The 25450-nt window shown below is 48.7% G+C and carries 30 protein-coding genes; 26 read left to right on the top strand and 4 right to left on the bottom strand.

Annotated features, from left to right (window positions below):
• The first annotated feature begins 50 nt into the window (after window positions 1-50).
• Together AC9UCN_RS00600 and AC9UCN_RS00595 are read left to right on the top strand one after the other, a co-directional pair.
• Entirely contained in the window at window positions 51-212 is a 162-nt protein-coding gene (locus AC9UCN_RS00600) for a hypothetical protein (RefSeq protein WP_509522855.1), read from the top strand.
• Entirely contained in the window at window positions 209-1267 is a 1059-nt protein-coding gene (locus AC9UCN_RS00595) for a lipase family protein (RefSeq protein WP_509522854.1), read from the top strand. The genes AC9UCN_RS00600 and AC9UCN_RS00595 overlap by 4 nt, the downstream gene beginning before the upstream one ends.
• Here the strand turns inward: AC9UCN_RS00595 and AC9UCN_RS00590 are convergent.
• Window positions 1254-1679, bottom strand: a complete 426-nt coding sequence (locus tag AC9UCN_RS00590) for a phage holin family protein (protein WP_509522853.1) — start codon at window positions 1677-1679, stop codon at window positions 1254-1256. The two genes, AC9UCN_RS00595 and AC9UCN_RS00590, sit on opposite strands and share 14 nt — an antisense overlap.
• 74 nt (window positions 1680-1753) lie before the next feature.
• Between AC9UCN_RS00590 and AC9UCN_RS00585 the strand changes: the two genes are divergently transcribed.
• From AC9UCN_RS00585 to AC9UCN_RS00510, 16 genes are all read left to right on the top strand, one after another.
• Window positions 1754-2842 carry a thiamine pyrophosphate-dependent dehydrogenase E1 component subunit alpha gene (locus AC9UCN_RS00585; protein WP_509523637.1) on the top strand — a complete coding sequence of 363 codons (1089 nt, stop codon included), beginning with the start codon at window positions 1754-1756 and terminating at the stop codon, window positions 2840-2842.
• Window positions 2839-3822, top strand: coding sequence for an alpha-ketoacid dehydrogenase subunit beta (locus AC9UCN_RS00580; RefSeq protein WP_509522852.1), 984 nt, complete (start codon window positions 2839-2841; stop codon window positions 3820-3822). The genes AC9UCN_RS00585 and AC9UCN_RS00580 overlap by 4 nt, the downstream gene beginning before the upstream one ends.
• A gap of 14 nt (window positions 3823-3836) precedes the next feature.
• Window positions 3837-5183 (top strand): dihydrolipoamide acetyltransferase family protein, encoded by a 1347-nt coding sequence (locus AC9UCN_RS00575; protein ID WP_509522851.1) that lies wholly within the window; start codon window positions 3837-3839, stop codon window positions 5181-5183.
• A gap of 14 nt (window positions 5184-5197) precedes the next feature.
• Complete coding sequence (locus AC9UCN_RS00570) at window positions 5198-5407, top strand: DUF4287 domain-containing protein (RefSeq protein WP_509522850.1); 210 nt, start codon at window positions 5198-5200, stop codon at window positions 5405-5407.
• A gap of 51 nt (window positions 5408-5458) precedes the next feature.
• Window positions 5459-6418 (top strand): metal ABC transporter solute-binding protein, Zn/Mn family, encoded by a 960-nt coding sequence (locus tag AC9UCN_RS00565; protein WP_509522849.1) that lies wholly within the window; start codon window positions 5459-5461, stop codon window positions 6416-6418.
• Entirely contained in the window at window positions 6418-7224 is an 807-nt protein-coding gene (locus tag AC9UCN_RS00560) for a metal ABC transporter ATP-binding protein (protein ID WP_509523635.1), read from the top strand. The genes AC9UCN_RS00565 and AC9UCN_RS00560 overlap by 1 nt, the downstream gene beginning before the upstream one ends.
• Complete coding sequence (locus AC9UCN_RS00555; RefSeq protein WP_509522848.1) at window positions 7224-8060, top strand: metal ABC transporter permease; 837 nt, start codon at window positions 7224-7226, stop codon at window positions 8058-8060. The genes AC9UCN_RS00560 and AC9UCN_RS00555 overlap by 1 nt, the downstream gene beginning before the upstream one ends.
• Window positions 8061-8465 (top strand): Fur family transcriptional regulator, encoded by a 405-nt coding sequence (locus AC9UCN_RS00550; RefSeq protein ID WP_509522847.1) that lies wholly within the window; start codon window positions 8061-8063, stop codon window positions 8463-8465.
• A gap of 68 nt (window positions 8466-8533) precedes the next feature.
• Complete coding sequence (locus AC9UCN_RS00545) at window positions 8534-10021, top strand: glycosyltransferase (RefSeq protein ID WP_509522846.1); 1488 nt, start codon at window positions 8534-8536, stop codon at window positions 10019-10021.
• Window positions 10022-10159: 138 nt separating this feature from the next.
• Window positions 10160-10396 carry a 50S ribosomal protein L28 gene (gene rpmB, locus AC9UCN_RS00540; RefSeq protein WP_509522845.1) on the top strand — a complete coding sequence of 79 codons (237 nt, stop codon included), beginning with the start codon at window positions 10160-10162 and terminating at the stop codon, window positions 10394-10396.
• Between the two features lie 10 nt (window positions 10397-10406).
• Window positions 10407-10574 carry a 50S ribosomal protein L33 gene (gene rpmG, locus AC9UCN_RS00535; protein ID WP_509522844.1) on the top strand — a complete coding sequence of 56 codons (168 nt, stop codon included), beginning with the start codon at window positions 10407-10409 and terminating at the stop codon, window positions 10572-10574.
• A 2-nt stretch (window positions 10575-10576) separates the two neighbouring features.
• Entirely contained in the window at window positions 10577-10882 is a 306-nt protein-coding gene (rpsN, locus tag AC9UCN_RS00530; RefSeq protein WP_509522843.1) for a 30S ribosomal protein S14, read from the top strand.
• A 108-nt stretch (window positions 10883-10990) separates the two neighbouring features.
• Window positions 10991-11263 carry an HU family DNA-binding protein gene (locus tag AC9UCN_RS00525; RefSeq protein WP_509522842.1) on the top strand — a complete coding sequence of 91 codons (273 nt, stop codon included), beginning with the start codon at window positions 10991-10993 and terminating at the stop codon, window positions 11261-11263.
• Window positions 11264-11337: 74 nt separating this feature from the next.
• Window positions 11338-11802, top strand: coding sequence for a methyltransferase family protein (locus tag AC9UCN_RS00520; protein ID WP_509522841.1), 465 nt, complete (start codon window positions 11338-11340; stop codon window positions 11800-11802).
• On the top strand, window positions 11799-13751 hold the full coding sequence (locus tag AC9UCN_RS00515) for a bifunctional copper resistance protein CopD/cytochrome c oxidase assembly protein (RefSeq protein WP_509522840.1): 1953 nt from the start codon (window positions 11799-11801) through the stop codon (window positions 13749-13751). Before AC9UCN_RS00520 ends, AC9UCN_RS00515 begins: the two co-directional genes overlap by 4 nt.
• Window positions 13752-15110: an ATP-dependent DNA helicase gene (locus tag AC9UCN_RS00510; protein WP_509522839.1), complete on the top strand. Its 1359-nt coding sequence runs from the start codon at window positions 13752-13754 to the stop codon at window positions 15108-15110.
• Here AC9UCN_RS00510 and AC9UCN_RS00505 read toward each other — a convergent pair.
• A complete protein-coding gene (locus AC9UCN_RS00505) occupies window positions 15107-16216 on the bottom strand; it encodes a DUF2834 domain-containing protein (RefSeq protein ID WP_509522838.1) in 1110 nt (369 codons plus the stop codon). The genes AC9UCN_RS00510 and AC9UCN_RS00505 overlap by 4 nt on opposite strands.
• A gap of 63 nt (window positions 16217-16279) precedes the next feature.
• On the opposite strand from AC9UCN_RS00505, the gene dcd reads away from it, so the two are divergent.
• The gene (gene dcd, locus AC9UCN_RS00500; RefSeq protein ID WP_509522837.1) at window positions 16280-16876 is read left to right on the top strand and encodes a dCTP deaminase; all 597 of its coding nucleotides are present in this window, start codon (window positions 16280-16282) and stop codon (window positions 16874-16876) included.
• Here the strand turns inward: dcd and AC9UCN_RS00495 are convergent.
• The gene (locus AC9UCN_RS00495; RefSeq protein WP_509522836.1) at window positions 16873-18231 is read right to left on the bottom strand and encodes an MFS transporter; all 1359 of its coding nucleotides are present in this window, start codon (window positions 18229-18231) and stop codon (window positions 16873-16875) included. The two genes, dcd and AC9UCN_RS00495, sit on opposite strands and share 4 nt — an antisense overlap.
• Before the next feature lie 195 nt (window positions 18232-18426).
• Between AC9UCN_RS00495 and dnaK the strand changes: the two genes are divergently transcribed.
• Genes dnaK through AC9UCN_RS00475 form a run of 4 tightly spaced genes read left to right on the top strand, consistent with a single transcriptional unit; the run spans window position 18427 to window position 22155 of the window.
• Entirely contained in the window at window positions 18427-20268 is a 1842-nt protein-coding gene (dnaK, locus tag AC9UCN_RS00490) for a molecular chaperone DnaK (RefSeq protein WP_509522835.1), read from the top strand.
• A complete protein-coding gene (locus AC9UCN_RS00485; protein ID WP_509522834.1) occupies window positions 20268-20807 on the top strand; it encodes a nucleotide exchange factor GrpE in 540 nt (179 codons plus the stop codon). Before dnaK ends, AC9UCN_RS00485 begins: the two co-directional genes overlap by 1 nt.
• A gap of 3 nt (window positions 20808-20810) precedes the next feature.
• Entirely contained in the window at window positions 20811-21725 is a 915-nt protein-coding gene (locus AC9UCN_RS00480; RefSeq protein ID WP_509522833.1) for a DnaJ C-terminal domain-containing protein, read from the top strand.
• A gap of 16 nt (window positions 21726-21741) precedes the next feature.
• A complete protein-coding gene (locus tag AC9UCN_RS00475) occupies window positions 21742-22155 on the top strand; it encodes a heat shock protein transcriptional repressor HspR (protein ID WP_509522832.1) in 414 nt (137 codons plus the stop codon).
• Between the two features lie 16 nt (window positions 22156-22171).
• Here the strand turns inward: AC9UCN_RS00475 and AC9UCN_RS00470 are convergent, their stop codons facing one another.
• On the bottom strand, window positions 22172-22954 hold the full coding sequence (locus AC9UCN_RS00470) for an exodeoxyribonuclease III (protein ID WP_509522831.1): 783 nt from the start codon (window positions 22952-22954) through the stop codon (window positions 22172-22174).
• A 17-nt stretch (window positions 22955-22971) separates the two neighbouring features.
• Here AC9UCN_RS00470 and pyrE point away from each other — a divergent pair, with 17 nt between their 5' ends.
• The 3 genes from pyrE to AC9UCN_RS00455 are packed head-to-tail and all read left to right on the top strand — an operon-like array spanning window position 22972 to window position 25423.
• Complete coding sequence (gene pyrE, locus AC9UCN_RS00465) at window positions 22972-23532, top strand: orotate phosphoribosyltransferase (RefSeq protein WP_509522830.1); 561 nt, start codon at window positions 22972-22974, stop codon at window positions 23530-23532.
• A gap of 1 nt (window position 23533) precedes the next feature.
• Window positions 23534-24763: an MFS transporter gene (locus AC9UCN_RS00460; protein ID WP_509522829.1), complete on the top strand. Its 1230-nt coding sequence runs from the start codon at window positions 23534-23536 to the stop codon at window positions 24761-24763.
• Window positions 24764-25423 (top strand): TrmH family RNA methyltransferase, encoded by a 660-nt coding sequence (locus AC9UCN_RS00455; protein ID WP_509522828.1) that lies wholly within the window; start codon window positions 24764-24766, stop codon window positions 25421-25423.
• The last annotated feature ends 27 nt before the right edge of the window (window positions 25424-25450 follow it).

Below are 25450 nucleotides of genomic sequence, written 5' to 3'. Positions count from 1 at the left end.
ATTTGCCAATTCGATGCCAAAAATCTAGTCAAACAGCGCAGAGTAATTGCGTGGACCAGATTCAGTTTCAAATTGAGCAAAGCCTCTATCGAATTAGGCTTGCCAAGCCTGATCCTGGTTACTGGTGTGGAGCAGCTGCCTTAGTTGTTACCTCTCAACTTGCAGCTTTAGAGTCTGAACTAATTGCCCTAGGGCAATCCCTGAACTGGTGACTATTGAAAGCTACGGGGGAAATCCAGACATTGTCGCTACCCGCGAAGAGATACACCGCGTTGCTTTTGAAATAAAACTTGCCGCGGAGCAACTGGCAGCCTTTGGCTCGATCGAATCTTTGCTGTCTGATCCACTTCGTCAGATGCAGTATCGAGCGGCAACACTGAACGTGCTTGCCAAACTAGAGCACCTACACAGCAACTGCTTAGTTGTATCCGAACAGTACTTTTCGACAGAAGCCCGAATACATAGACGATTTGAGGTTCACTTTGTTCCAGCTCTTGCCGCGGTAGCCACCAACGTTGCGACAACTCTAGGGTGGAAATTAGACAACACTGTCTCTGCAACCAAGACGAGCACCTTCGCCACTCGTTCTCCAAATTCCATAACGCAACTACTAGATCGGTTATCCCAGGTGTCATCAAAAACGAAACCTACTATTGGCATTGACTTCTTCCAAACATCAGACCAAAGAACCGCAATTGTTTACATTCCTGGCACACAAACTCTAGGCCTTGGAGATGGATCAAATCCGCTTGATCTGCAATCCAACATTTTGGCAATGCAGGGTAACGGTTTGGCAGCTAGCGAGAGGGCAGTTCTGGAAGCTATGAAGCAAGCAGGAATTGTGGAAACCGACGAAGTGATATTTGTTGGTCACTCGCAAGGCGGCATGGTGGCGGGTAATCTCGCTCAGAATTCAGCCGGTTACATCGCCGCTGGTTTGGTCACTATCGGCGCTCCGATTGCGCAATTGAAATTATCCAAGGTCCCGGTGATGGCAATCGAGCATGTGAATGACCCAATCCCAAATGCATCCGGAAGAGTAAATCCACTAACCAAAAACTGGGTGACTATTCAACGCACTTCCCAAGCTTTTGAATCAGATGCTCCGATGCATTCGCATTCTTTGAAAAGTTACAAGAACACAACTCAAGAAGTGGATGCTTCGAAAAGTAAAGGAATTGTGAACATCAAGGAGCAGTTACTGTCTCAGGTTCGAGGAGCGCCTATTGGAAAGGCGATGGACTTTCTTATCTCTAGAGAATTCTAAGGATCTTGAAAATCCAGCGACCAATCAAGGAAGCAATCGAAATGATTACTGCACCTAAGATTGCCCAGCCCATGGACTCCACGGTGAGTCCCTCAGAAGTGAAGCCATCGATTGTGAAGATGTCGGATCCAATTTGAGATGAAAGCCAGGCAACAAATAGCAGTAGCGCTCCATTGATAACAAATGAGATCAGACCAAAAGTAAGAATGTAAAGCGGGAACGCCAGCACTTTGATAATCGGTGCGATTATCGCGTTTACTAAACCAAAGATTGCTCCAACAAGTAAGAAGGAACCAATTCGCTGCCAGAGCCCTTCACCACCGTAAGGAGTGAGAGTTATGGCTGGAATAAGGATTGTTGCAACCCATAGAGCTAGCGCGTTTATTGAGGTGGAGACAAAGAAACGAATCATTTTTCTATTGTCCCAGCATTAGAGCTAAATTAGAGCCTGTGACTACCTCGGCGGGCCGCGTGCCGCAAGTTCAGATGCTGTCTCCGGATGGCGTGTTTGAGGTGCCTAGCGAATACGCACACTATGGCAAATACATTGAAAAGCTAACCCTCGACGACTTTTTGAAGTTCTATCGCGACATGGCGCGAATTCGTCGCTTTGATAACGAGTGCACCGCCTTGCAACGCCAAGGCCAAATGGGCCTCTGGGTTCCAGCGGTAGGGCAAGAAGCTGCTCAAATCGGATCAGGTTACGCCGTTGGCAAGAACGACCACATGTTTCCTAGCTACCGAGAGCACGGGGTGGCAATAACCCACGGAATTGATTTGATGTCAATCATCAAGATGATGCGCGGTGTGAATCATGGTGGCTGGAATCCTGAAGAAACCAGGTTTCATCTTTATGCAATCGTTTTAGGAACCCAGGTGCTGCACGCCGCTGGTTATGCCATGGGTGTCAACTTCGATGGCAATGTTGGTACCGGTGACCCGGAGGTAGACCAAGCAGTAATAACTTACTTCGGTGATGGCGCAACCGCCGAAGGTGATGTTAGCGAAGCCCTCTTGTTTGCCGCGGTCAACAAGTCACCTTTGGTTTTCTTTTGCCAGAACAATCAGTGGGCCATTAGCTCGCCAGTATCTGCCCAAACGGTAGTTCCCCTGTATCTTCGTGGCGAAGGATTTGGGGTACCTGGAATCCAAGTTGATGGCAACGATGTTTTGGCTTGCTACGCAGTAACGGCCAAACACATGGATGATGCTAGAAACGGCCTTGGTCCATCTCTGATTGAGGCACTCACCTATCGAGTCGGAGCTCACACCACAAGCGATGACCCTTCCAAATACCGCCCCCAGGAAGAAACTGATTACTGGATTGCCCGCGACCCAATCACCCGTTTTGAAAAGTTCCTTCGCCGACAAGGTGTCGGCGACGAGTTCTTCCAAGAGGTCGCTCAAGCCGGCGATGAGCTAGCAACTCAAATTCGTGAAGCTACCTTTGCTATGCCTAACCCACCACTTGAGAACATTTTCAAGCACGTTTATACAGATCCACACCCGCTGGTTCAAGAGCAGCAAGCATGGCTTGAAAACTACGAATCCTCATTTGAAGAGGACTCCAAATGACCAACACAGCTGAAATGAGTATTGCCAAAGCGATTAACGCCGGCATTCAAAAGCAAATGCAAAAAGATTCCAAGGTGTTGGTCTTTGGAGAAGATGTTGCAGAACTTGGTGGTGTGTTTAGAGTCACCGAAGGATTACTAGCCGAGTTTGGAAACCAAAAAGTTTTCAACTCTCCTATTGCCGAATCTGGAATCGTTGGCACTGCAATCGGTCTTGCTATGCGCGGCTACAGACCGGTAGCGGAGATTCAGTTTGAAGGTTTTGTTTATCCGGCATTCGATCAAATTGTTTCTCAACTTGCGAAGCTAACTAACAGATCCGAAGGCCATTTGAGCATGCCGGTAGTTATTCGCATTCCTTATGGTGGAGGAATCGGTGCTGTCGAGCATCACAGTGAATCCCCCGAAGCATATTTTGCTCACACGCCAGGACTAAGAGTTATCAGCCCTTCAAATCCAAACGATGCATACTGGATGATTCAGCAAGCAATTGAATCAAATGATCCAGTAATCTTTTTTGAACCAAAGAGGCGCTACTGGCTCAAGGGAACAGTGAATCTAGATACACCACCAGCCACCATGCACCAGGCAAAAGTTTTGCGCGAGGGAACCCAAGTCACTCTTGTTAGCTACGGACCGATGGTTGTCACCGCGTTGCAGGCTGCAGATCTTGCCACCGCTGAGGGAATCAGCTTGGAGGTAATTGATCTTCGATCAATTTCGCCAATTGATTTTCCAACTATCTTGAACTCCGTTAGAAAAACAGGCCGTCTGGTTATTGCCTCAGAAGCTTCAACTTCATACTCGGTTGCATCTGAAGTGGCCGCAAGGGTGGCCGAATTGGCCTTTTATAGCCTTGAGGCACCCGTTCTAAGAGTTGGAAGCTTCGATGTGCCATATCCACCTGCCAAACTTGAAGAACTGTTCCTACCCGACGCCGATCGGATCCTGGAAGCAGTAGATCGCTCGCTCGCCTACTAAGAAAGGGTAAGAAGATGTCACTTGCAGTATTCAACTTGCCCGATGTTGGCGAAGGTCTAACTGAAGCCGAAATTGTTTCTTGGAAAGTTGCCGCTGGCGACCAGGTAACAGTGAACCAAATAATTTGCGAAATTGAAACCGCAAAATCAATCGTTGAGTTACCTTGTCCGTTTGCAGGAACAATCGAAAAGCTCTTCGCTAAAGAAGGCGACACTGTCTTGGTCGGCAACCCAATCATTTCTGTGCAAGCCGAAGGGAACATCCTGGTGGCAGGTCCTGCCACCAGCTCTATTCCGATAATTAGCGAGTCTGACACCATGCACGAAGCCGTTGCCGATGTTGCCTCATCGGTTGCATCAGATGAAACCAAGCCCAACTTGGTGGGCTATGGTTCTGCAGGTCACGGCGCAACCAGACGCAAACGCTCTGGCGCTGTTGCTGCAGCATCTTTGGCAAGCGCGATCCCAACTGCCACTTCTGCGATTCCATCAGCGCTAAGTGGTGACGTAATTGCAAAGCCACCAATTCGAAAACTTGCCAAGGATCTAAACGTTGATCTTTCTAAAGTTGCAGCTACCGGTCCAGCCGGTGAAATCACCCGGGAAGATGTAGTCAATGCCGCAACACAAGCATCAGTGTTTAGAAACCTAACTACACCTGCGATTCCGTCGGAGCGCGAAGAGCGCATTCCAGTCAAGGGTGTTAGAAAAGCAATTGCAACAGCAATGGTGCAGTCTGCCTTCACTGCACCGCACGTTTCGATCTTTGTTGATGTTGATGCCACAAGAACCATGGAATACGTAAAGAGACTGAAAGCATCAACTGACTTTGCTGGCGTGAAAGTCACCCCTTTGCTTCTTATGGCAAAGGCAATGATGTGGGCGGTTAGAAGAAACCCAACAGTTAACTCCACCTGGACAGACAAAGAAATCATTGTTCACAACTTCGTAAACTTTGGTGTTGCTGCTGCAACACCACGTGGCCTGATTGTTCCAAACATCAAGGATGCTGATCGGATGTCGATGCTAGAACTGGCTCGACAGCTTGAATTGCTTGCAGCCACAGCTCGTGAGGGAAAAACCACACCCGAAGACATGAAAGATGGAACCATCACCATCACCAACATTGGCGTCTTCGGTGTTGACACTGGAACACCAATTCTGAACCCAGGTCAGGTTGCCATTGTTGCCCTTGGCTCTATCCGCCCAAAGCCATGGGTTGTGAACAACGAAATTGTGATTCGCCAGGTGACCACAATTGGTGCCACCTTCGATCACCGCGTAGTTGATGGCGATGTTGCGTCAAGATTTGTTCAAGATGTAGCATCGGTAATCGAAGAACCGGCACTTCTGCTGGACTAGAGAGCGATAAATGCATGGCAGAGAAGGTAACTGGCCCAGCATCGTATTTTCCTTCGATTGAGGCGAAGTACGGAAAGCCAATCGAGCACTGGATGAAAGAGCTCAAGAAAGTCATCAAGCTAACTCACGTGGAGCAAGTAGCTCACCTAAAGACAAACTTTGAAATGGGCCATGGGCATGCCAACGCCATTGTTGCCGTGTTCCGGAAAAAGAACGGGTTATAGACCTCACTATCTTTATTGACAATCATTATCAATAAGTGTTATGCTCGGGTTATGAAAACTAAAAGCCTTGCCTTAGCAACCGCCACAGTCCTACTTCTAGCAGGCTGTGCAGCCACTGATTCGACCACAGATGCCACCGATGAGCCCTTTGCAGGGCTCACCATTGTTTCTTCCACCAACGTCTGGGGCGATGTCGCCTCATCTGTAGGTGGGGACCTAGTTCAGGTGGTCTCAATCATCGATAGCTTCTCCCAGGACCCACACTCCTACGAGGCATCCGCCAGAGACCAACTTGCTGTCAACGATGCCGATGTAGTTGTTGCCAACGGCGGCGGCTATGACTCTTTCATTGACACCCTGGCTGAGGCCGCTGGCAACAGCAACATTGTTTATGCCTACCTACCCGAAGAGGGCAAAGAAGAGGACCACGCTGCAGAAGAGGACCACGCTGCGGAAGAAGGCGACCACGACCACGACCACGATCATGCTCACGGTAACGAACACGTTTGGTACGACTTCCACGTGGTGGAGGATTTTGCAGCTCGACTAGCAGAGCAGCTAAAGACTTTGGATCCAGACAATGCTGCGCAATACACAGCAAACCTTGAAGAGTTTCTAGTTGGAATTGAATCCTTAGAAGAACGTGCAGCTGCTGTTGCTGGTTCTGTTTCCGGCGCGAAGGTAATTTCATCAGAGCCAGTGGCCGACTACCTACTTGCTGAGCTAGGTCTTGCAAACATTACGCCTGAGTCCTTCTCTCAAGCAATCGAGGAAGAGCTGGATGTCTCTCCTGCGGATCTACTAGAAATTCAGAATCTGATTTCAACAAACTCGGTCGACCTGTTCGTTGTGAACATCCAAACCGGATCAGTTCAGATTGATGCACTGGTTGAACTCGCGGAAGCGAGCGGGGTAGCTGTAATACAGGTGAGCGAGCTTTTGCCTGAAGGCTTAGGCTATCTCGCATGGATGGAACAAAATATCTCCGCAATTGAGGCAGGTCTAAAGTAATTACTTCCTCCAACGAGGCCGTACTACAGGTCAAAAACGCAAGCCTTAGTTTTGCAGCCAAGAATGTTTGGAGCAATCTAGACCTGAGTGTAAAACCGGGTGAGTTCATTGCGGCTATAGGAGCGAATGCTTCAGGAAAGACAGTGCTACTAAAAGCAATTTTGGGGCAGCTTGCTTTATCTGCTGGATCAATTGAACTATTTGGCGAACCGGTTCGTCACGGCTCCAGAAACGTTGGCTACATCCCCCAACATCGCCAAACTGATAACGGCTTACCACTTCGCGCCAGAGATCTACTTCGAATGGGACTAGATGGTCACCGCTTTGGTTTGCCACTGCCTTCCCCAAAAACCAACAAACGAATTGCAGAAGTTTTAGAAATGGTCGGAGCAACCGATATTGCTAACACTCCAATAGGTCAACTTTCCGGTGGGCAACTACAGCGCATTCGAGTTGCTCAAGCAGTTATCGATAAGCCGAAGTTGATCTTGGCGGATGAGCCACTCAGTGCACTTGATCTCAAGCAACAGTCAGTTGTTGCCGAGCTCATAAACAACCAGCGCCAACTAAGTGGCGCTGCAGTGTTGTTTGTTACGCATGATGTGAACCCGGTTCTTGATTACATCGACAGGGTGCTGTATTTGGCTAACGGAAAGTTCCGAATTGGAACTCCAGATGAAGTTTTGAGATCCGATGTTTTGTCTAAGCTCTACGGCCGCGATGTGGATGTTGTTAGAAATCAGGGACGGATTGCAGTTTTAGGTTCTTCAAACCACGATCATCACGAGAATGAGAAGTGGATCTAATGGACAGATTGTTTGACTTCTCTGATTACGACCAGCTAATTCCGCTGGTTCAAAACTCTCTCATTGCCGGTGCACTGCTTGGACTCATGGGTGGGCTAATTGGTGTTTTCGTAATGACAAGAGACATGTCCTTTGCGGTCCATGGCATCAGCGAACTGTCTTTTGCAGGCGCTGCGCTGGCTTTACTGTTTGGACTAAACATTGCACTCGGTGCAACTCTTGGCTCGATAGTTGCCGCGGTAATCATTGCCATCATGGGATCTCGGGCTAAGGATAGAAACTCAATCATTGCCGTGCTGATGCCTTTTGGTCTCGGAATTGGAATCTTGGCACTTGCTCTATATGAGGGAAGAGCCGCCAACAAGTTTGGGTTGCTTACCGGGCAGATTATTGCAGTTGACGACCCTCATGTTTTCTGGCTGATCGCCACATCAGTTGTTGTGGTGAGCGCCTTGCTAGTTATCTGGCGGCCACTATCTTTTGCCAGCTTGGATCTGGAAGTTGCTGAAGCCAGAGCGGTGCCTACCAAGACTCTTGGAATTGTCTTTATGCTGTTACTGGCCTTGGCGGTAGCGGCATCAGTTCAGGTAGTTGGAGCACTGCTAGTGATGACCTTGCTTGTTACACCCGCAGCAGCAGCGCTTAGACTAACTTCCTCTCCAGTATTGGTTCCAGTTCTAAGTGTTAGCTTTGCGGTGGTATCTGTAGTGGGGGGAATATTGCTGGCCCTTGGAGGCGGGTTACCAATTAGCCCGTACGTTACAACTTTGTCTTTTGCAATCTATTTGGTTGCGAGAGCTATTGAAAAATCTAAGTCTTGGAAAGTGGTGAAGTAAATGTCACAAGGGATAAAGCGCAACACTTGGCAAAAATCCGCCGTCAAGGAAGCTCTTTCTGAGTCCGCTGGTTTTTGTTCTGCTCAACAATTACATTCATCGCTCAAAGACAAAGGTCCAGCAATCGGTCTGGCAACTGTTTACCGCGCGCTAAGTGATTTAGTTTCTGTTGGTGAAGCAGATTCTTTGCAATCCACCGATGGAGAGATGCTCTATCGAGCCTGTGGTGGTGGACACCACCATCACTTGATTTGCCGCAACTGCGGCAAGACTGTCGAGATTGAAGCGAACAAACTTGAATCCTGGGCAGACCAGGTTGCAAGAGATCACGGTTTTTCTAATTCGAGTCACGTGATTGATATCTTTGGCGACTGCTCTAGTTGCAGAAAGAAACTAGCAAAGTAGTTCCAATCAACGTGAGTGTGTAGTTTCTTTCCATACGGCAACTTATTGAGGTTTGTTAGGATTCGAGCATGTCGGAAACTGCGGATGCCTCTGTTCTTGTATTGACCAGTCGGCTTCGCCCTGGATTGGATGGCGGTCATACCGTCTCCACTCTTCAACGAGCAATGCTCCTTGCAAGTTCTGGATTGCCGGTGACTCTTGTCACGGTTGATCTTCATCCTAACTACCAGCCGTTCTTGGATAAGTTTCGCTCCATCGGCCTAGCTACTGACAAAACTAAAATTCGAAACTTTCTCGAAGAGGTTCGCAGATCACCAGAAATTCTTCGTAAGGCAGCTAACCCGTCCCTCGAAGCCAATTTGTCCAACAAAGAAGTAGTTGCTGACGAAGTTGAGCTAGATGACCAAGGCGTTGCATGGCGACAGGTATCGCGACTGTCAGATGGGGCAATTGCTTACACAGACTTTTTTGACAGCAATGGTTTTTTACTTTTCAGATTGCCGTTTGTTGAGCAAGCTGATTGGTGGAGAGCTCCGATAGTTATCGAAATCTTCGACGCCGCTGATAACAAACAGAACCCAACCCGCGTTGGCGGCCTTGCGGGTTTTGGAGCTTTGTATCGGGCTTGGTGGGATGTTGTAGTTTCGCAAACTCGCGAATTAATACCCGCCGCTCCGGTTGTTGCAATTGCAGAAGCTAGACAGGTGGGTGAGCTTTTTCTTGGTTATCAGGGTGTATACCTAGTTCACACCGTTCACAGCTCACACACTCTAGCTCCGCATAACTGGGATAGCCCGATGGATAAAATCTGGAGCGAATGGCTTAGTGGCGCGCACAAATACGACGCAGTTGTCTGGTTGAGCGAGCAACAGAACTTGGATGTTGAAAAGCGCTTAGGTAAAACAGAGATGCTAAGTTTCGTGATTCCAAACCCGCCAACTATTCCGGCGGATTCGGAAAGCATTTTGAATGCAATTGCTAGCGGAGATCCTACGAAGCCGCTTCGAGCAATCATGATCACGCGACTTGTTTCTGTGAAAAGAGTTGATCATGCGATTAGGGCTTGGCAGAAAGTTGTTCAATCACTTCCCGAAGCCAAGTTAGATATCTATGGCGACGGTCCAGAAAAAGATCAACTCCAGAAGCTGATTGCCTTACTAGGGCTTGAAGATAAAGTCACTTTGCACGGCTACCTGGAAAACGCGCGCGAGCAAGCTCGCACCGCTATCTGTCATATCCTGACAAGCAGCTACGAGGGCCAAGCCCTGGCGATTGCAGAGGCCATGGCTCTTGGCTGCCCATCGATTTCTTACGATATCTCGTATGGACCGCCAGAAATGATTTCCGATGGGCAATCTGGGCTCTTGGTGCCAAGTGGCGACATTGATGCTCTGGCCAGTGAAATAATCAAGGTCCTTGGGGACCCAAAGCTTGCCTCGAAAATCTCGGCCGAGGCCATTAAATGGGCCAAATCAGCTGGTCCCGAGAAGACCCTTCATTCTTGGCAAAATCTGCTCACCCAAATCACTGCCGCAGGGCCCAGGTCAGGGCTCTAGGCCTCAGAAAAAAGTTGCAAACACGTCAGAAATTGGCCTAGACTGGCATGAGTTGTGAGGGTTTATTCACAAATCAAATAAAAGCTTTCAAGCAAATTTTTCTTTGTTTTGGCTTGTTTTGCCCAGTAGGAGGAACAAATGGCAGCTTACTGCCAGGTAACTGAGACCAAACCACAGTTTGGCCATGCCGTTTCGCACGCTCAGAACAAGACCAAGCGCCGCTTTAACCCAAACATCCAGAAGAAGACTTACTTCGTTCCTTCTCTAAAGAGAAACGTAACTTTGCAACTATCCGCTCGCGGAATCAAGGTCATCGATGCCCGTGGCATCGAGTCTGTGGTTAGCGAAATCCTTGCCCGCGGCGAGAAGATCTAAGGACAGCTAAATGGCCAAAGAAAAGGACATCCGTCCAATCATTAAGATGCGTTCCACTGCTGGCACCGGATACACCTATGTCACCAAGAAGAACCGTCGTAATGACCCAGACCGCATTACTTTGAAAAAGTATGACCCTGTTGTGCGCAAGCACGTTGAATTTCGCGAGGAGCGCTAAAAATGGCCAAGAAAAGCAAGATTGCCCGTAACGAGCAGCGCAAGATCGTGGTTGAGCGCTACGCAGAGCAGCGTCTAGCCCTGAAAAAGGCCCTAGTAGACCCTAATTCCACCGATGCCCAGCGCGAGGAAGCTCGCCTAGGACTGCAGAAGCTTCCAAGGAACGCTTCCCCGGTAAGACTTCGTAACCGCGACTCAATCGACGGAAGATCCAGGGGAGTTTTGGCCAAATTTGGCGTTTCCCGCATCAGATTCCGCGATATGGCGCACCGAGGCGAGTTGCCAGGCATTACCAAGTCCAGCTGGTAGTTTTTAGCCATAGCAACACGCCGTCTCGAAATAAAGGGTCCAGGCCAGTAGGCCGCCGTTAGATTGATTCGGACATCAAGTCACGTAGAGATCGTCCAGGAGGACCACATGAACAAGAGCGAACTAGTAGCTGCAATCGCAGATAGCACTGGCGAGTCACAGGCTGCCGTAAACCGCATTGTTGACGCAATGTTTGACACTATTGCCAAGGAAATCAGGAAGGGCACCAAAGTGACCATTCCAGGTTGGCTATCAGTAGAGAAGGGCTTCCGTGCAGCACGTGCGGGCCGTAACCCACAGACTGGTGCAACAATCCAGATTGCAGCCTCAAACACCGTAAAGGTATCTGCAGGTTCCAAGCTAAAGGCTTCAGTCAAGTAACTTACATTCTTGAAGAAAAAGGCATCGGCTTCGGTCGGTGCCTTTTTCATTACTTTCAATCAAAAGGCTACGCAATGAACAACTCTCTAAAAGGCAACCTCTTGGTTATTGGCCAATTCTTACTGCTTGGGTTGCTGATTTTCTACCCATCAAACTCAATCAACTACGGGCCCTTTACGCTCACAGTAACTATTGCAATAGCAGTGCTACTTGCTATGGGGGTTGTGATTCTTGGGCTTTCTTTCTTGGCTCTTGGAAAATCGCTTACCGCCCATCCAATTCCAGCAAAACAAGGCGAGTTAGTTACTGATGGTTTGTATCGAATTGCTAGGCACCCAATTTACACGGGCGTGCTAGCCATTGGTTTGGCTATGGCCCTAAGTGGTGGCTTGTTTCCGCACATGTTGTTTTTCATAGCCCTTGTTGCTCTGCTCAATTACAAGGCAAGTTTTGAAGAGCAACTACTTCGTGCAAGATACGTGGACTACGCAAGCTACGCGGAGAAAACCGGCAGGTTTTTACCTAAGCTTAAAAGGTGACCTTACTTCAAAACCGCTTTCTAGCTGCAAGCTTGGTTGGCATCTCCGGCCTGTTGGTTGCAATCATGTTCGGTCTTGTTATTGGCGGCGGCGCTGATCCCCTGCAGTTTTCTGACCCAGGTCCACTAATTCGCTTCGGAACCCCGATAGCTAAAGGCCTCATGAATCTAGCGATGGCTATGGCCATCGGGACATTGGTTTTGGCGGCCTTTGCGGCTAACGATAAATCCGCTGTTTTGCGCAAGCTACTAAACCTGTCGGCTATTTCCGCTGCGGCATGGGTTCTTATTGGCTCCGCACACTTTCTACTGAGCTTTATCTCAGTATCTGGAGCAAGTTTTTCCGTTGACCCTAGCTTTAGCCAGGGCTTGTTTGTTTACGCAACTGAGATAGAACTAGGTATTTCCTTTGGGCTAAATCTCCTGGCAGCGCTCGCGATAGCAACACTGGCGTTGATGGTTAGCTCACTTACCAGTACTGCCCTAACGGCAGCCCTAGGGCTTGCTAGCTTGATTCCCCTAGCCCTGATTGGCCACGCTTCGGGAACAGAGAATCACTCGCTTGCGGTGAACTCGCTCGGTATGCACCTAGTTGGAATTGTTATCTGGGTTGGGGGCCTGATTGCCTTGTTTGCCATTCGCCCCGAACTTCAGGGAAATTCCAAGCCGTTGGCTTTGCGCTATTCCTCGCTGGCGCTAGCAAGCTTTGCACTGGTCGCCATATCAGGCATTGGATCTAGTTATGTCCGACTGCCTAGTTTTGAAAGCCTGGCAAGTCCTTACGGGGCTCTCTTGATTCTAAAGGCAGTGCTATTGATTGCCCTTGGAGTATTTGGTGCTATTTATCGCAGGGGGATACTTGCAAAGATAGACCAGAAGGGTTCGTTTTTTAAGCTAGCTCTTCTTGAGATATCAGTTATGGGCTTGGCCGTTGGCACAGGCACCGCTCTTGCTCGAACCGCACCCCCTGTTGAACAAGGGGAATTTGTGGTTCCCACCCCAGCTCAGTTTCTTACGGGTGAGATGCTTCCTCCTGAACTGACCCTCGAGGCTTTTTTGACTGTTACCAAGGTCGATATTCTCTGGCTAATAATTGCCTTGGCTGCCATGGGTGCATATCTACTTGGCGTAAGGGTTCTAAAGCTCCGCGGGGATAGCTGGCCAATAGCTAGAACGGTTTCTTGGCTGGCAGGCATGCTGCTACTTATCTACACAACTAGCGGTGCCTTGAACGCTTATCAGGAGTATCTATTCAGTGTCCACATGATCGCCCACATGAGCCTGACGATGGCAATACCGGTGCTGTTGGTTCCAGGAGCACCTGTGACGCTATTGATGCGGGCGGTTCATAAACGGCCTGATGAGTCCAGGGGGGTTAGAGAATGGGTGCTCTGGGCCGTTCACACCAAGCCTGCGATGTTTGTCGCACACCCCGCTTTCGCGGCAGTGAACTTTGCTGCCTCCTTGGTTATTTTCTACTTCACGCCCATTTTTGATTGGGCCACTCGCGAACATATCGGGCACCAGTGGATGATTGTTCATTTTCTGATTACCGGATACCTGTTTGTTCAGTCACTAATTGGAATTGATCCAGGGCCTGCCAGAGTCGGCTATCCGTTCCGGATCATTACTCTCATTCTCGTAATGGCCTTCCACGCCTTCTTTGGACTTGCTTTGATGACAGGGTCTGGATTGCTGCTTCCCGATTGGTTTGGAGCTATGGGCCGTACCTGGGGTCTTCCACCTTTGGAAGATCAGCAAAACGGTGGAGCAATCGCATGGGCAATTGGCGAGCTTCCAACTATCGCGCTCGCGATAATTGTGTCTTGGCAATGGTTCAAGTCTGACCGCAGGGATTCGGTCAGATTAGACCGCGCTTCTGATCGGAGCGGAAATAAAGACCTCGATAGTTACAACCAGATGCTAGATCGCATCAACCAAAGGCCCTAGATGCAATCTGTGACACTCTCTGTTGAGCAGCAGAATCTTTTCGATTACATCGAGCAGTCTGAAAACAACATCTTCATTACCGGCCGAGCTGGAACTGGAAAATCAACGCTACTTAGCTACTTGGTCGAAAATACCAAAAAGAATGTGGCGGTTTGTGCTCCAACTGGAGTTGCAGCGCTAAACGTTGGCGGAGTAACCATTCACTCGCTATTTGGTTTTCCTTTTGGAATTCTGGCCGATCAAGATCTCGCACGGCACATGAACAAGCGAACTAGAGAGGTTCTTGCCGCATTGGATGTTTTGATAATCGACGAAGTCTCGATGGTCAATGCTGATTTGATGGACGCAATCTCTAGAGCTATGGGAATAGCAAGGGGCAGAAGAAAACTGCCCTTCGGTGGAGCTCAGGTTGTTATGTTCGGAGATCCTTATCAACTCTCCCCAGTTCCTGGAAACAACGAAGAGCGAAACTACATGAGCGAGAACTACCAATCCATTTGGTTTTTTGATGCAAAAGTCTGGCGCGAAGATTCACTAGAAAGATTCGAGCTAGGCGAAATCTTCCGTCAGTCTGATGAAGATTTCAAAACTATATTGAATGCGATTCGAGTTGGCGAAGTCGAGCAGCACATGCTCGATACATTGAACGCTGCTGGAAACAGATTCCCTTCACACGAGGAAATCATTCGTCTAGCGACCATCAACGCAAGCGTTGACAAAACAAACAAAGAGCGAATGAATAAGCTCACCACCAAGCCGAAGACTTTCGAAGCGATCTTTAGTGCAAGTGATGAAAGTGCATTTGGAAGAACACTTCCTGCAGAACCTTTACTTGAACTAAAAGTTGGTGCCCAAGTCATGTTCATAAAAAACGATGACGGCAAAAGAACGGCCGATGGATTAGTTCGACGCTGGGTCAATGGAACTATTGGAAAAGTAGTTGACATGCCATCAAGTGGTGGAGTGGTTGTTGAAGTTGATGGCGAACGACTAGATGTTGGAAAAGCCACTTGGGAAAAAGTCCGTTACGAAATCGACGAAGAGTTTGATGAAGAAACTGGCCGCGTAAAAGAAGTGCTAGTAACTATTCCTCTGGCTGAGTATCAACAGATTCCACTGCGTCTTGCATGGTCGGTAACAATTCACAAATCTCAAGGTCAGACCTACGACGAAGCAGTTATTGATCTTGGCCGCGGAGCTTTTAGTCCTGGGCAAACTTATGTTGCCCTTTCTCGAATTCGCTCCTTGGAAGGGTTGTATTTGACTCGTGCGATTAGGCAGCAAGATGTAATGGTTGATAAAGACGTGATCAGGTTTATGAGCGGTGTCAAAACCGCACCGGTTGAAAAGCTGTTCTAGCCCAGCAGCCACCAGTTGATTGGCTGATGAAGCCTGGCTGCCCAGTCGCTTTCTTCGTGGGCGGTGCCAGGGAATATTCCATACATCAAGTCTTTATCTCGAACATATCCCCTAGCTTCAAAACCTTTGATGGCTTTGTTGTGAAAGGGAGGGTAGAACAAATCCAAACCTTCGGTTCCGCTGTCGGTATAGATCTTGTGCTTGCCAGGATTTGGAAGATACTTGGGAAGTTCTTGCGACATGTATTCGTGACCGATAATCCAGTGCGTTGAGAAGCAAAGCGCTGCTCCAAATAGATGCGGGTATTTGCTCATCAAATAAAGGGATGCAAGTCCTCCCATTGAACCGCCAGCGATTGCGGTTCGTTCCATCTGATGCTCGATGCCGTATTTTTCCAACACCATCGGCAAGATCTTCTTGGCAAGCAAAACGTTGTATTCACCGTTCATGGAGGTTTTATGAATTGGTTTGTATTCAAGAGGCAAGTTGTCAAAGATGTCTGGATGAGCTTCGACTATTTCCTTTGGGGCAAGTTCCAGCATTCTGGTGCCAGGACCTAGGCCGTGAACGGCAACAATAAGCGGTTGTGGATCAGCCTTGATTCTCTTGTCTCTAAGCGCATCAAGGATTCTCCACGGCGTATTAGTTGATGCAGTTCTAGGATCAAAGACATTCTTGCCATCGTGCATCATCAGAATTGGCGTATAGGAGACGACCTTTTCTGGAACCCAAACGTCAACGCGGTGGTTGTCAACTGTAAAGGTTTCGAGCTTTCCAAAAGCCATTGCGATCTTTTGCTTGCGAAGTTCTCTGAAGGCCATAAACAACGGAAAAGTGAAAGCCATCGCCGTTATCCCAGAAGCTAAGAAATAAAGCCACACTCGCTTCATGCCAAGCTTCCTTGCCTCGTAGAGCATGAAAACAACCAGTGCCAAAATCACAATAAGTAGATCCAGCGAGAGCACCCAGTCCACAGCCGAACCAAACCAGGCTTTGATGTAATCCTGACCTTCGAGGGAGGCTATGGCGTTAAACCACCATGCGGTAATAAGCCCGATGCCAGCTAAGACAAAGTAGATTCTGGCGCGCACTTCGTGACCGAACATGGTGATTCCCTTCCTCTGTAGTTATTACCCTAGCAACGCTTATCGAAGCGGTAATCTAGAGCAATGTTGATGTCAGATCGCGATATACGCGCAAGTATCGAAGCTGGGCTTATCGGCCTAGACCCTCTCGAGATGGGTTTACTCCAGCCAAGCTCAATCGATGTTCGATTAGACCGGTTCTTTAGATTGTTTGACAATCACAAGTACGCATTCATCGATCCTGCCGAGCAGCAGGACGAACTAACTCGTCTTATCGAAGTCGACCCTACCGAACCGTTTATTTTGCACCCCGGAGAATTTGTGCTTGGATCGACTTATGAGTTTGTAACACTGCCGGATGATGTTGCAGCAAGGTTAGAAGGTAAAAGCTCCCTTGGAAGACTCGGGCTGCTAACTCACTCAACAGCAGGATTTGTTGATCCAGGATTTAAGGGTCACGTAACCCTTGAGCTATCAAATGTTGCAACGCTGCCAATCAAGCTATGGCCAGGAATGAAGATTGGTCAGCTTTGCTTTTTCAAGCTGACATCGCCTTCAGAGCATCCTTACGGAAGCGAAAAGTACTCTTCAAGATATCAAGGACAGCGCGGACCAACAGCTTCTAGAAGTTACAAAAACTTCTATAGAACAGATGTCGGTAACGCTCCGCTAGAAAACTAGCTCGAGTAACTTACCTTCGGGTTTGGATTTACTCTCAGTAGTAGCGCCAATCCAACAACCAGAATCACCATCAGACCCAACACGCCGTAAATGGTTGTGTTTTCTTCTCCGGTGGCAACTGCTGCAATTGTGATTGCGGTTGCCCAGAAGAAACCCGATAGGAAGCTGATTGCGCGACCGGTGGTCTGATACAAACCAAACACTTCACCCTCGCGACCCTCAGGAGCGAACCTAGATACGAAGGTTCTAGAAGATGCCTGGGCTGGGCCTACAAACAAGCACAGCGCCAAACCACCAATCCAGTAAGTAATCTGACCAGCGTCGGCAAAGATAAAGACTCCAAACCCGGCGATTATCAAGCCAATTAGAGAACCTGCAATAACGTTTCGTGATCCAACGACATCGTCAATGCGACCACCAATTACAGCCCCAATACCGGCAACGATGTTGGCAGCCATACCGAAGATAATGATTTCGGTTTGAGTGAAACCAAAAGCAAGAGATCCAAGTACCGCTCCAAAGGTAAACACACCTGCTAGACCATCACGGTAAACAGCTGAGGAAATCAAGAACTTGAAAGTGTCTGGTGCTTGCTTGTATAGGCTCTTGAGTTGTTCCCATAGCTTGCCATAGGAAGCAAAAATACTTTCCTTAGGTGCATTCTTCTTTCCTTCAATTTCTGGAACCCTCAGTAGCAATGGGATAGAGAAAACTAGAGTCCAAACTGCACAGAACAAGAAAACCGTTCTAACTTCTAAACCGTCGGTAGCTGGAACACCAAACACGGTTGCTGGAAGAACAAAACCAAAGAGAGCAACAGCAAGCAGGATGATTCCTCCGAGGTAACCTAGTCCCCACGCGTAGCCTGAGATTCGACCAATGGTGGATGGGGAGGAAACAGATCTAAGCATCGCGTAGTAGTTGATAAAGGCTGTCTCTTGAACAATGGAACCCAATCCGTAAAGAACTAGACCAAATAGTAGGAACTCCGCCTTGGGCTCGACAAAGAAGCTCGCGATCATGATTCCCACCAACACGTAAGTGTTGGTCATAAGCCAGAACTTTCTGCGGCCACCAATGTCGGAACGACGACCAAGAATCGGGGCGATTACCGCCAGGACAAAGCCCGCAATACCCGTTGCGATACCCAGCAGCGCATCGGCATTAGTGCCGGCTTCTGCCACCGCTGAGGCCAGGTAGACCGGGAAGATGAAGGTCTGCATGATGGTCGGATAGGGCTGCTCTGCCCAGTCCCACAGGGCCCAGGCAAAGGTGCCTTTCTGGCCAAGCTTTGTCTTAGGTAAACGTGTCTTTGATTTTCCAGATGTGTTTGTCATGGCAACAAGGTAGCGCAAGCATGCCCAGTTTCCGCCAACAAGGCGGAAAATTCGGCGTGAACAGATCACTGTTGTTGAAATTGAGCAGGGCCGACTCAAGTTTCTTCGGAAAACACTTGACAATTTGAAGATAGTTTGTGAAACTTGAGTCAATGAGGCTCAAGTTTGAGTCCTCAACCCCGAAACACCAGTAAAAACAAGGAGAAAACAAGCATGGCACGTGCAGTGGGTATTGACCTAGGAACCACCAATAGCGCAGTTTCAGTTCTAGAAGGTGGAGAGCCAACGGTTATCGTCAACGCTGAGGGCTTTAGAACCACACCTTCCATAGTGGCTTTCACCAAAGACGGAGAGGTTCTGGTGGGCGAGACCGCCAAGCGCCAGGCCGTCACCAACGTAGACCGCACCATTGCCTCCGTAAAGAGGCACATGGGCACCGACTGGAAATTCAAGGTCGATGACAAGAATTACACCGCTCAGGAGATCTCAGCCAGGATTCTGTCCAAGCTCAAAAGAGACGCCGAGACCTACCTGGGTGAATCCGTAACCGACGCCGTGATCACGGTTCCGGCTTACTTCAACGACGCCGAGCGTCAGGCAACTAAGGAAGCCGGTGAGATTGCGGGACTAAACGTTCTTCGCATCATCAACGAGCCAACCGCAGCTGCTTTGGCTTACGGACTAGATAAAGGTCAGCAAGATGAACTGATCTTGGTATTTGACCTTGGTGGTGGAACATTCGACGTATCTCTACTTGAGGTAGGAAAAGACGATGACTTCTCAACCATTCAGGTTCGCTCAACCTCAGGTGATAACCGCCTAGGTGGAGATGACTGGGACCAGAGAATCGTTGATCACCTAGTCAAGAAGTTCAAAGACACCACTGGTGTTGACGTTGCTAAAGACAAGATCGCTTTGCAGCGTCTAAAGGAAGCAGCGGAGCAGGCTAAGAAAGAACTTTCTCAGTCCACCACCGCAAACATTCAGCTTCCATATCTTTCTCTTACTGAAAACGGTCCAGCAAACTTGGACGAGACAATTACTCGTGCACAGTTCGAGCAACTTACCGCTGATCTACTAGAGCGCACCAAGAAGCCTTTCAATGACGTAATCAAGGAAGCGGGTGTAAAGGTTGCCGACATCGCACACGTAGTGATGGTTGGTGGATCAACTCGTATGCCAGCGGTTACCGAATTGGTAAAGCAGCTAACCGGAGGAAAAGAACCAAACAAGGCGGTAAACCCAGATGAGGTTGTTGCTGTTGGTGCTTCACTCCAGGCCGGTGTTCTAAAGGGTGAGCGTAAAGACGTTCTACTTATCGACGTGACTCCACTAGCTCTTGGAATTGAAACCAAGGGTGGAATCATGACCAAGCTAATCGAGCGCAACACTGCGATTCCAACCAAGCGAAGCGAAACCTTCACTACCGCCGATGACAACCAGCCTTCGGTTTCGATTCAGGTTTACCAGGGTGAGCGCGAGTTCACCAGGGACAACAAGTCTCTAGGTAACTTTGAACTAACCGGTATCGCACCAGCACCGCGCGGTATTCCTCAGGTTGAAGTGACATTTGATATTGACGCCAACGGTATCGTTCACGTGTCCGCTAAGGACAAGGGAACCGGTAAAGAGCAGTCGATGACAATCACAGGTGGATCCTCACTTGCGAAAGAAGACATCGAACGCATGGTCAAAGAAGCTGAAGAGCACGCTGCTGAAGACAAGAAGCGTCGTGAAGAGCAAGACCTTAAGAACACTGCCGAGCAGATGGCTTACCAAACAGAGAAGATCATCAAGGATAACGATGACAAACTTCCTGAAGAAGTTAAGACCGAAGTTCAAGCGGACATCGATGCTCTAAAGACTGCACTTGCAGGCGACGACATTGACGCAATCAAGAGTGCTAACGAGAAGCTAGCCACCTCGGCCCAGAAACTAGGCGAGGCAATCTACGCAAACACTTCAGAGGATGCTCCGGCTGAATCAGAAGCGTCTAGCGAAGATGTGGTTGACGCTGAAGTAGTCGACGACGAGCCAGCCGCCGAGAAGAAGTAATGGCCGAGGAAAACCTCGAGCCAACCGAGAACGAAACTTCCGATCAGATCGGGTCCGATGAAACTGTGGACCCGATCGATCAGGAGTTAGCTGACTTAGTTGAGCAAACTGGACCAATAAGCAAAGAAGCAGAGCTTCTTGCCGATTTGCAGCGTCTGCAAGCTGAATTCGTAAACTACAAAGCAAGAGTTGAGCGCGACAGAGATCAAGCAAGAAACTCAGCAATTGTTGAAGTGCTTCGATCTTTACTGCCAGCACTTGATGATTTAGAGCGTGCAGAAGCGCACGGCGATCTTGAGGGGACACCGTTTATGGCAGTAGTTACCAAGATTCGCAGTGCGGGTGACAAGTTTGGACTGAAGAAATTTGCCGCGAAGGGCGAAAAATTCGATCCAGAAATTCACAACGCCCTAGCCCAAGTTCCAAGCAAAGACGTTACCGAGCCCACTATCAACGAGGTAGTTGAGGCGGGTTTCATGATTGATGACCGACTTATTCGCCCAGCGATGGTCTCTGTGCTGGTTCCGGAGCAGGATTAACCCATGGCTAGCCAAGACTGGTTTGAGAAGGATTTCTATCAGACGCTTGGCCTACCCAAAGACGCTTCCGAATCTGACGTCAAAAAAACTTACCGAAAGCTAGCTAGGCAGTATCACCCGGACTCTAATCCAGGAGACGCTAAGGCTGAAGCCAAGTTCAAAGAGATCAGCGAAGCCTTCTCGGTTTTGTCCGATGCCGATCAGCGCAAAGAGTATGACGCCATCAAGGCCATGGGCTCTGGAGCGAGATTTACTTCCGGTGGTCAAGGTGCTGGCGGAGGCTTCGAAGATGTTTTCTCAAACATTTTTGGTGGTCGCGGTGGCGGCTTTGGCGGGGGCTTTGGAGGATTCGATTTTGGTCCAACACCAGGGATCGACCTAACGGCCAGAACTTCGATTGACTTTATCGATTCCATCAAGGGCGCAACAATAAAGCTGAGCCTGCAGGGAATGGAAGCTCTAAACGTGAAGATTCCTGCCGGTGTTATTGATGGTCAAAAAATCAAACTTCGCGGCAAGGGAAGACCTTCTCCAAACGGTGGACCATCTGGAGATCTAATTGTCACCGTTCGTGTAAAACCACATCCAGTCTTTATTCGCGACGGAATTAACTTGCGCGTGATTGTTCCGGTTACTTTCACTGAAGCAGCCCTGGGTGCAACTATCTCTGTTCCAACTTTGGGAGCAGAACCTGTGAAGCTCAAGATTCATCCTGGAATTCCAAACGGCCGTGTGCTTCGCATCAAAGGCCGCGGTGTTGATCTTGGCAACAACCGTGGAGACCTACTTGCAACTGTTGAAGTTGCGGTCCCTTCACACTTATCTGAAAAAGCCAAGAAAGCTCTTTTGGAATTTGACGAGCAAATGCCAAAAGAAGATCCAAGAGCAGAACTTAATTCCAAAGCTGGATTGCTGTAACTAGGGGAGGTGGGAAATGACTGAGCTAGACGAAAACACTCCGCTCTTTGTTATTTCCGTTGCTGCCGAGCTCGCCCTAATGCACCCTCAAACACTTAGGCAGTATGACCGCCTTGGACTAGTTTCACCTTCTAGAACGGCAGGTCAATCCCGCCGTTACACCATGCGCAATGTTGCGCAGCTACGTGAGATTGCAAGGCTTTCAACAGAGGGTGTTTCCCTAGAAGGCATCAAACGAATTTTGGACCTTGAAAATCAAAACATCGAGCTCAAAAAAAGAGTCCGAGATTTAGAGCAGGCGCTAGCAAATGAAATGTTGAACCGTCCTGGCGCAAGAATATTCTCTGCCGGTGATCAAGGTATCGAAAGCTTGCTGGCTGGAAAAAGACCTGCCAGGTCAACTCAAGTTGTTTTATGGAGAGCAAGATAGCTAATCCAAATTTGGATTACGAGATCTCCACAACCACTGGAACGTGATCGCTCGGGCCTTCACCTTTTCGCTCGTCACGTTCAATCTTTGCCGCAGTTACTTTTTCGGCAAAAGAATCTGAACCTAAAATGAAATCGATTCGCATTCCTTCGTTTCTTGGAAAGCGAAGTTGCTGGTAGTCCCAATAGGTATATCCTTCAGGGATTAGTTTTCGAACAACATCCTTTAAACCAATTTGCTCGAAGGCTTCGAAAGCTTGCCGCTCTGCGGCTGAAACATGAGTGGAGCCAGCAAAAAAGTTAATGTCCCAAACGTCGGTATCAAGTGGTGCGATATTGAAATCCCCCATCAGCGCCAAAGGCGTTGAAGGGTCATTTTCTAAACTCTCTGCTGTAATCGCAGCTAGACGATCAAGCCACTCAAGTTTGTATGTGTAGTGAGGGTCGTCCAAAGTTCTGCCGTTTGGAACATACAAACTCCACAGCCGAACTCCATCAAAGGTAGCTGCGATTGCCCTAGCTTCTTCTTTGGTTTCTGGACCAAAGCCAGGCATTCCGGTAAAACCGATTTCGATGTCCTCGGCTGGAATCTTTGATGCGAATGCCACACCGTTCCATTGGTTTAGTCCATGCATGGTGATTTGGTAGCCAGCTTCTTCAAACGGGGCATATGGAAATTGATCTGGCTTACATTTGATCTCTTGCATTGCCAAAACATCGGTTCCCGAAGCCTCTAGGTAAGCCAATACCCTTCCAACACGGGTTCTTATGGAGTTCACGTTCCAGGTGGCTATTTTCACTCCTTAAACTTATAGCTATGACTTCAAGCACCAGCGACAAAGCAAAACTTGTCCAATTAATCAAGGACCTTGCTGTTGTGCACGGAAAAGTAACCCTTTCCAGTGGACTTGAAGCCGATTACTACGTTGATCTTCGACGAGCAACACTTCACCATGAGGCAGCCCCATTGATTGGCCGGCTCATGATTGAAATGCTTGAAGAGGCTGGAATAGACAATTTTGATGCTGTTGGCGGACTAACAATGGGAGCAGATCCAGTGGCCACCGCAATGCTGCACCAGGCAAGCGCCATGGGAAAAACAGTTGACGCTTTTGTGGTTCGCAAAGAAGCTAAGGCTCACGGCATGGGTCGTCAGGTCGAAGGGCCCGATGTAGCAGGTAAGTCGCTTATTGTTATTGAAGACACATCAACTACTGGGGGATCACCACTAACCGCTGCCGCTGCCTTGGAAAAAGCAGGCGGCAAGATCTTGGCGGTTGCAACCGTGGTGGATAGGAATACCGGTGCCAGACAGGCCATCGAAGCAAAGGGATATCGCTACCTGTCACTTATCTCGTTAGAGGAATTAGGTTTATAAATTGAGTAGCAGCCGAGGCATTGCCTCGTATTTTTTCGTTGAGTTCTCCAACATCACCAGCGTTATCGCTGGGTCCATGGTGTTTATTGCTCTGCCGTGGCTGGCTCTCGAGATTACTGGCTCCGCCGCAATGGCTGGTGCAGTTGTTGCCCTTACAGCGATTCCAGGGCTATTTCTGAGTCCAATACTTGGAACAATCGTTGACCGCATTGGTAGAAAGGTCAGCGCAATTATTTCTGAGGGCCTGTCCGCTGTTGCAATCTTGTTGATTCCGGTTGTTCACAGTTTTGTCGAAATTGGATTTGTTCTCTTGGTCCTTCTTGCAACTGCCCGAGCAATTGTGAACCCAGCTGCTTCAACCGCGAGAAAATCAATCATTCCAGACATCGCAGGACCGGCAAGAATTTCCTTGGAGCGCGCAAACTCAATTCACGAAGCAGTATTTGCAACTGGCTTTGCCATCGGTCCAGCAGTTGGCGCTGCCTTCATTGCGCTAATCGGTCCATACGATGTGTTTATTGTTGTGGCAGTGTTTTCCGCTCTATCGTCAATTTCAGCCATGCTAATCAACACTGTCGAGCACCGCGGTGATGGTATCTCTGAAACTGGAAGCTTGCTTCGCGATACTGCTCTTGGAATCAAGACGATATCACAAACCCCAGCTGTGCTGATAGGTATGAGCTTTGTTCTAACTCTTGCAATGATTTATCTTCCAACCGAGATGGTTATTCTCCCGGCCCATTTCAACGCGCTGGATTATGCAACTGGACTTGGAATCTTGATTTCAACAATGGCTGGAGCTTCAGTTTTGGGGGCACTGCTATTCGAGACTCTTCAGAAGTATCTGAGCTATTCAACAATTTTGAAGTTCGGCTTCATTGGGCTCGGGCTTTCAGTGCTAGTTATGTCATTTATTCCTCCGATGCCGATCATGCTTGCCGCAGGCGCTGTACTTGGCTTCAGCTGGGGACCACTGATGCCAATGCTTAACACAGTCGTTCAAAGAGTGATTCCTGAAAGTATGCGAGGAAGAGTTTTTGGAATCGAAATGACAATTTGGAGTGCTGGACCAATGCTCACCGCTGTTGGCGTCGGGCTTGCTGTTGATGCGGTTGGCGTTCAGCCCGTCTACTTGTTCCTGGCTATTTTGGTTTTGTTGTTATCTGTATTTGTTTCTTTCAACAAGGCAAACATTCAATTAGACCAAGCTCAAAAGATTGAGGCAGTTTAGTTGCAGCCCGAAGATTCTGATTTTGTAGCGGAGCAAACCACTTGGGGAGTGGGTCCTTGGGTTGGCGATTTACCAACCGGTTCCGATGCCGAAAAATACGATCCAGAGTTACTCGCAAACGGTGACACCAGAAACGTTGTGGACAAGTATCGCTACTGGTCCATGGAAGCTATCGTTGCCGACTTGGATTCCAAAAGACACAGCTTCCATGTTGCAATCGAGAACTGGCAACACGATCTAAACATCGGTTCTATTGTTCGAACCGCTAATGCATTTCTAGCTGCCGAGGTACACATCATCGGCAACAGGCGCTGGAACCGCCGCGGCGCGATGGTGACAGACCGTTACCAGCACATCAAGCACCATCCAACCGTTGAAGACTTTGTTGCTTGGGCTGTAACAGCAAACGATGGCAAGGCGTTGCCGATTATTGCAATTGATAATGTGCCTGGCTGTAAGCAGCTAGAGAGCTATCAAATGCCAAAAAACTGCGTTTTGCTATTTGGTCAGGAAGGCCCTGGTTTATCAGAGGCAGCAATCGAGGCTTCGAAAGATGTAGTGGAAATCACCCAGTATGGTTCCACAAGGTCCATAAACGCCAGTGCGGCAGCAGCCATCACAATGCACGCTTGGATCACCCAGCACAAGTTTGGCTCCTAACAAGTCCCGAGAAGCCCAGAACTAGCT

This window comes from Rhodoluna sp. (assembly GCF_036721215.1).
Taxonomy (GTDB): Bacteria; Actinomycetota; Actinomycetes; order Actinomycetales; family Microbacteriaceae; genus Rhodoluna.
This window is presented reverse-complemented; position numbering and strand designations above follow the sequence as displayed.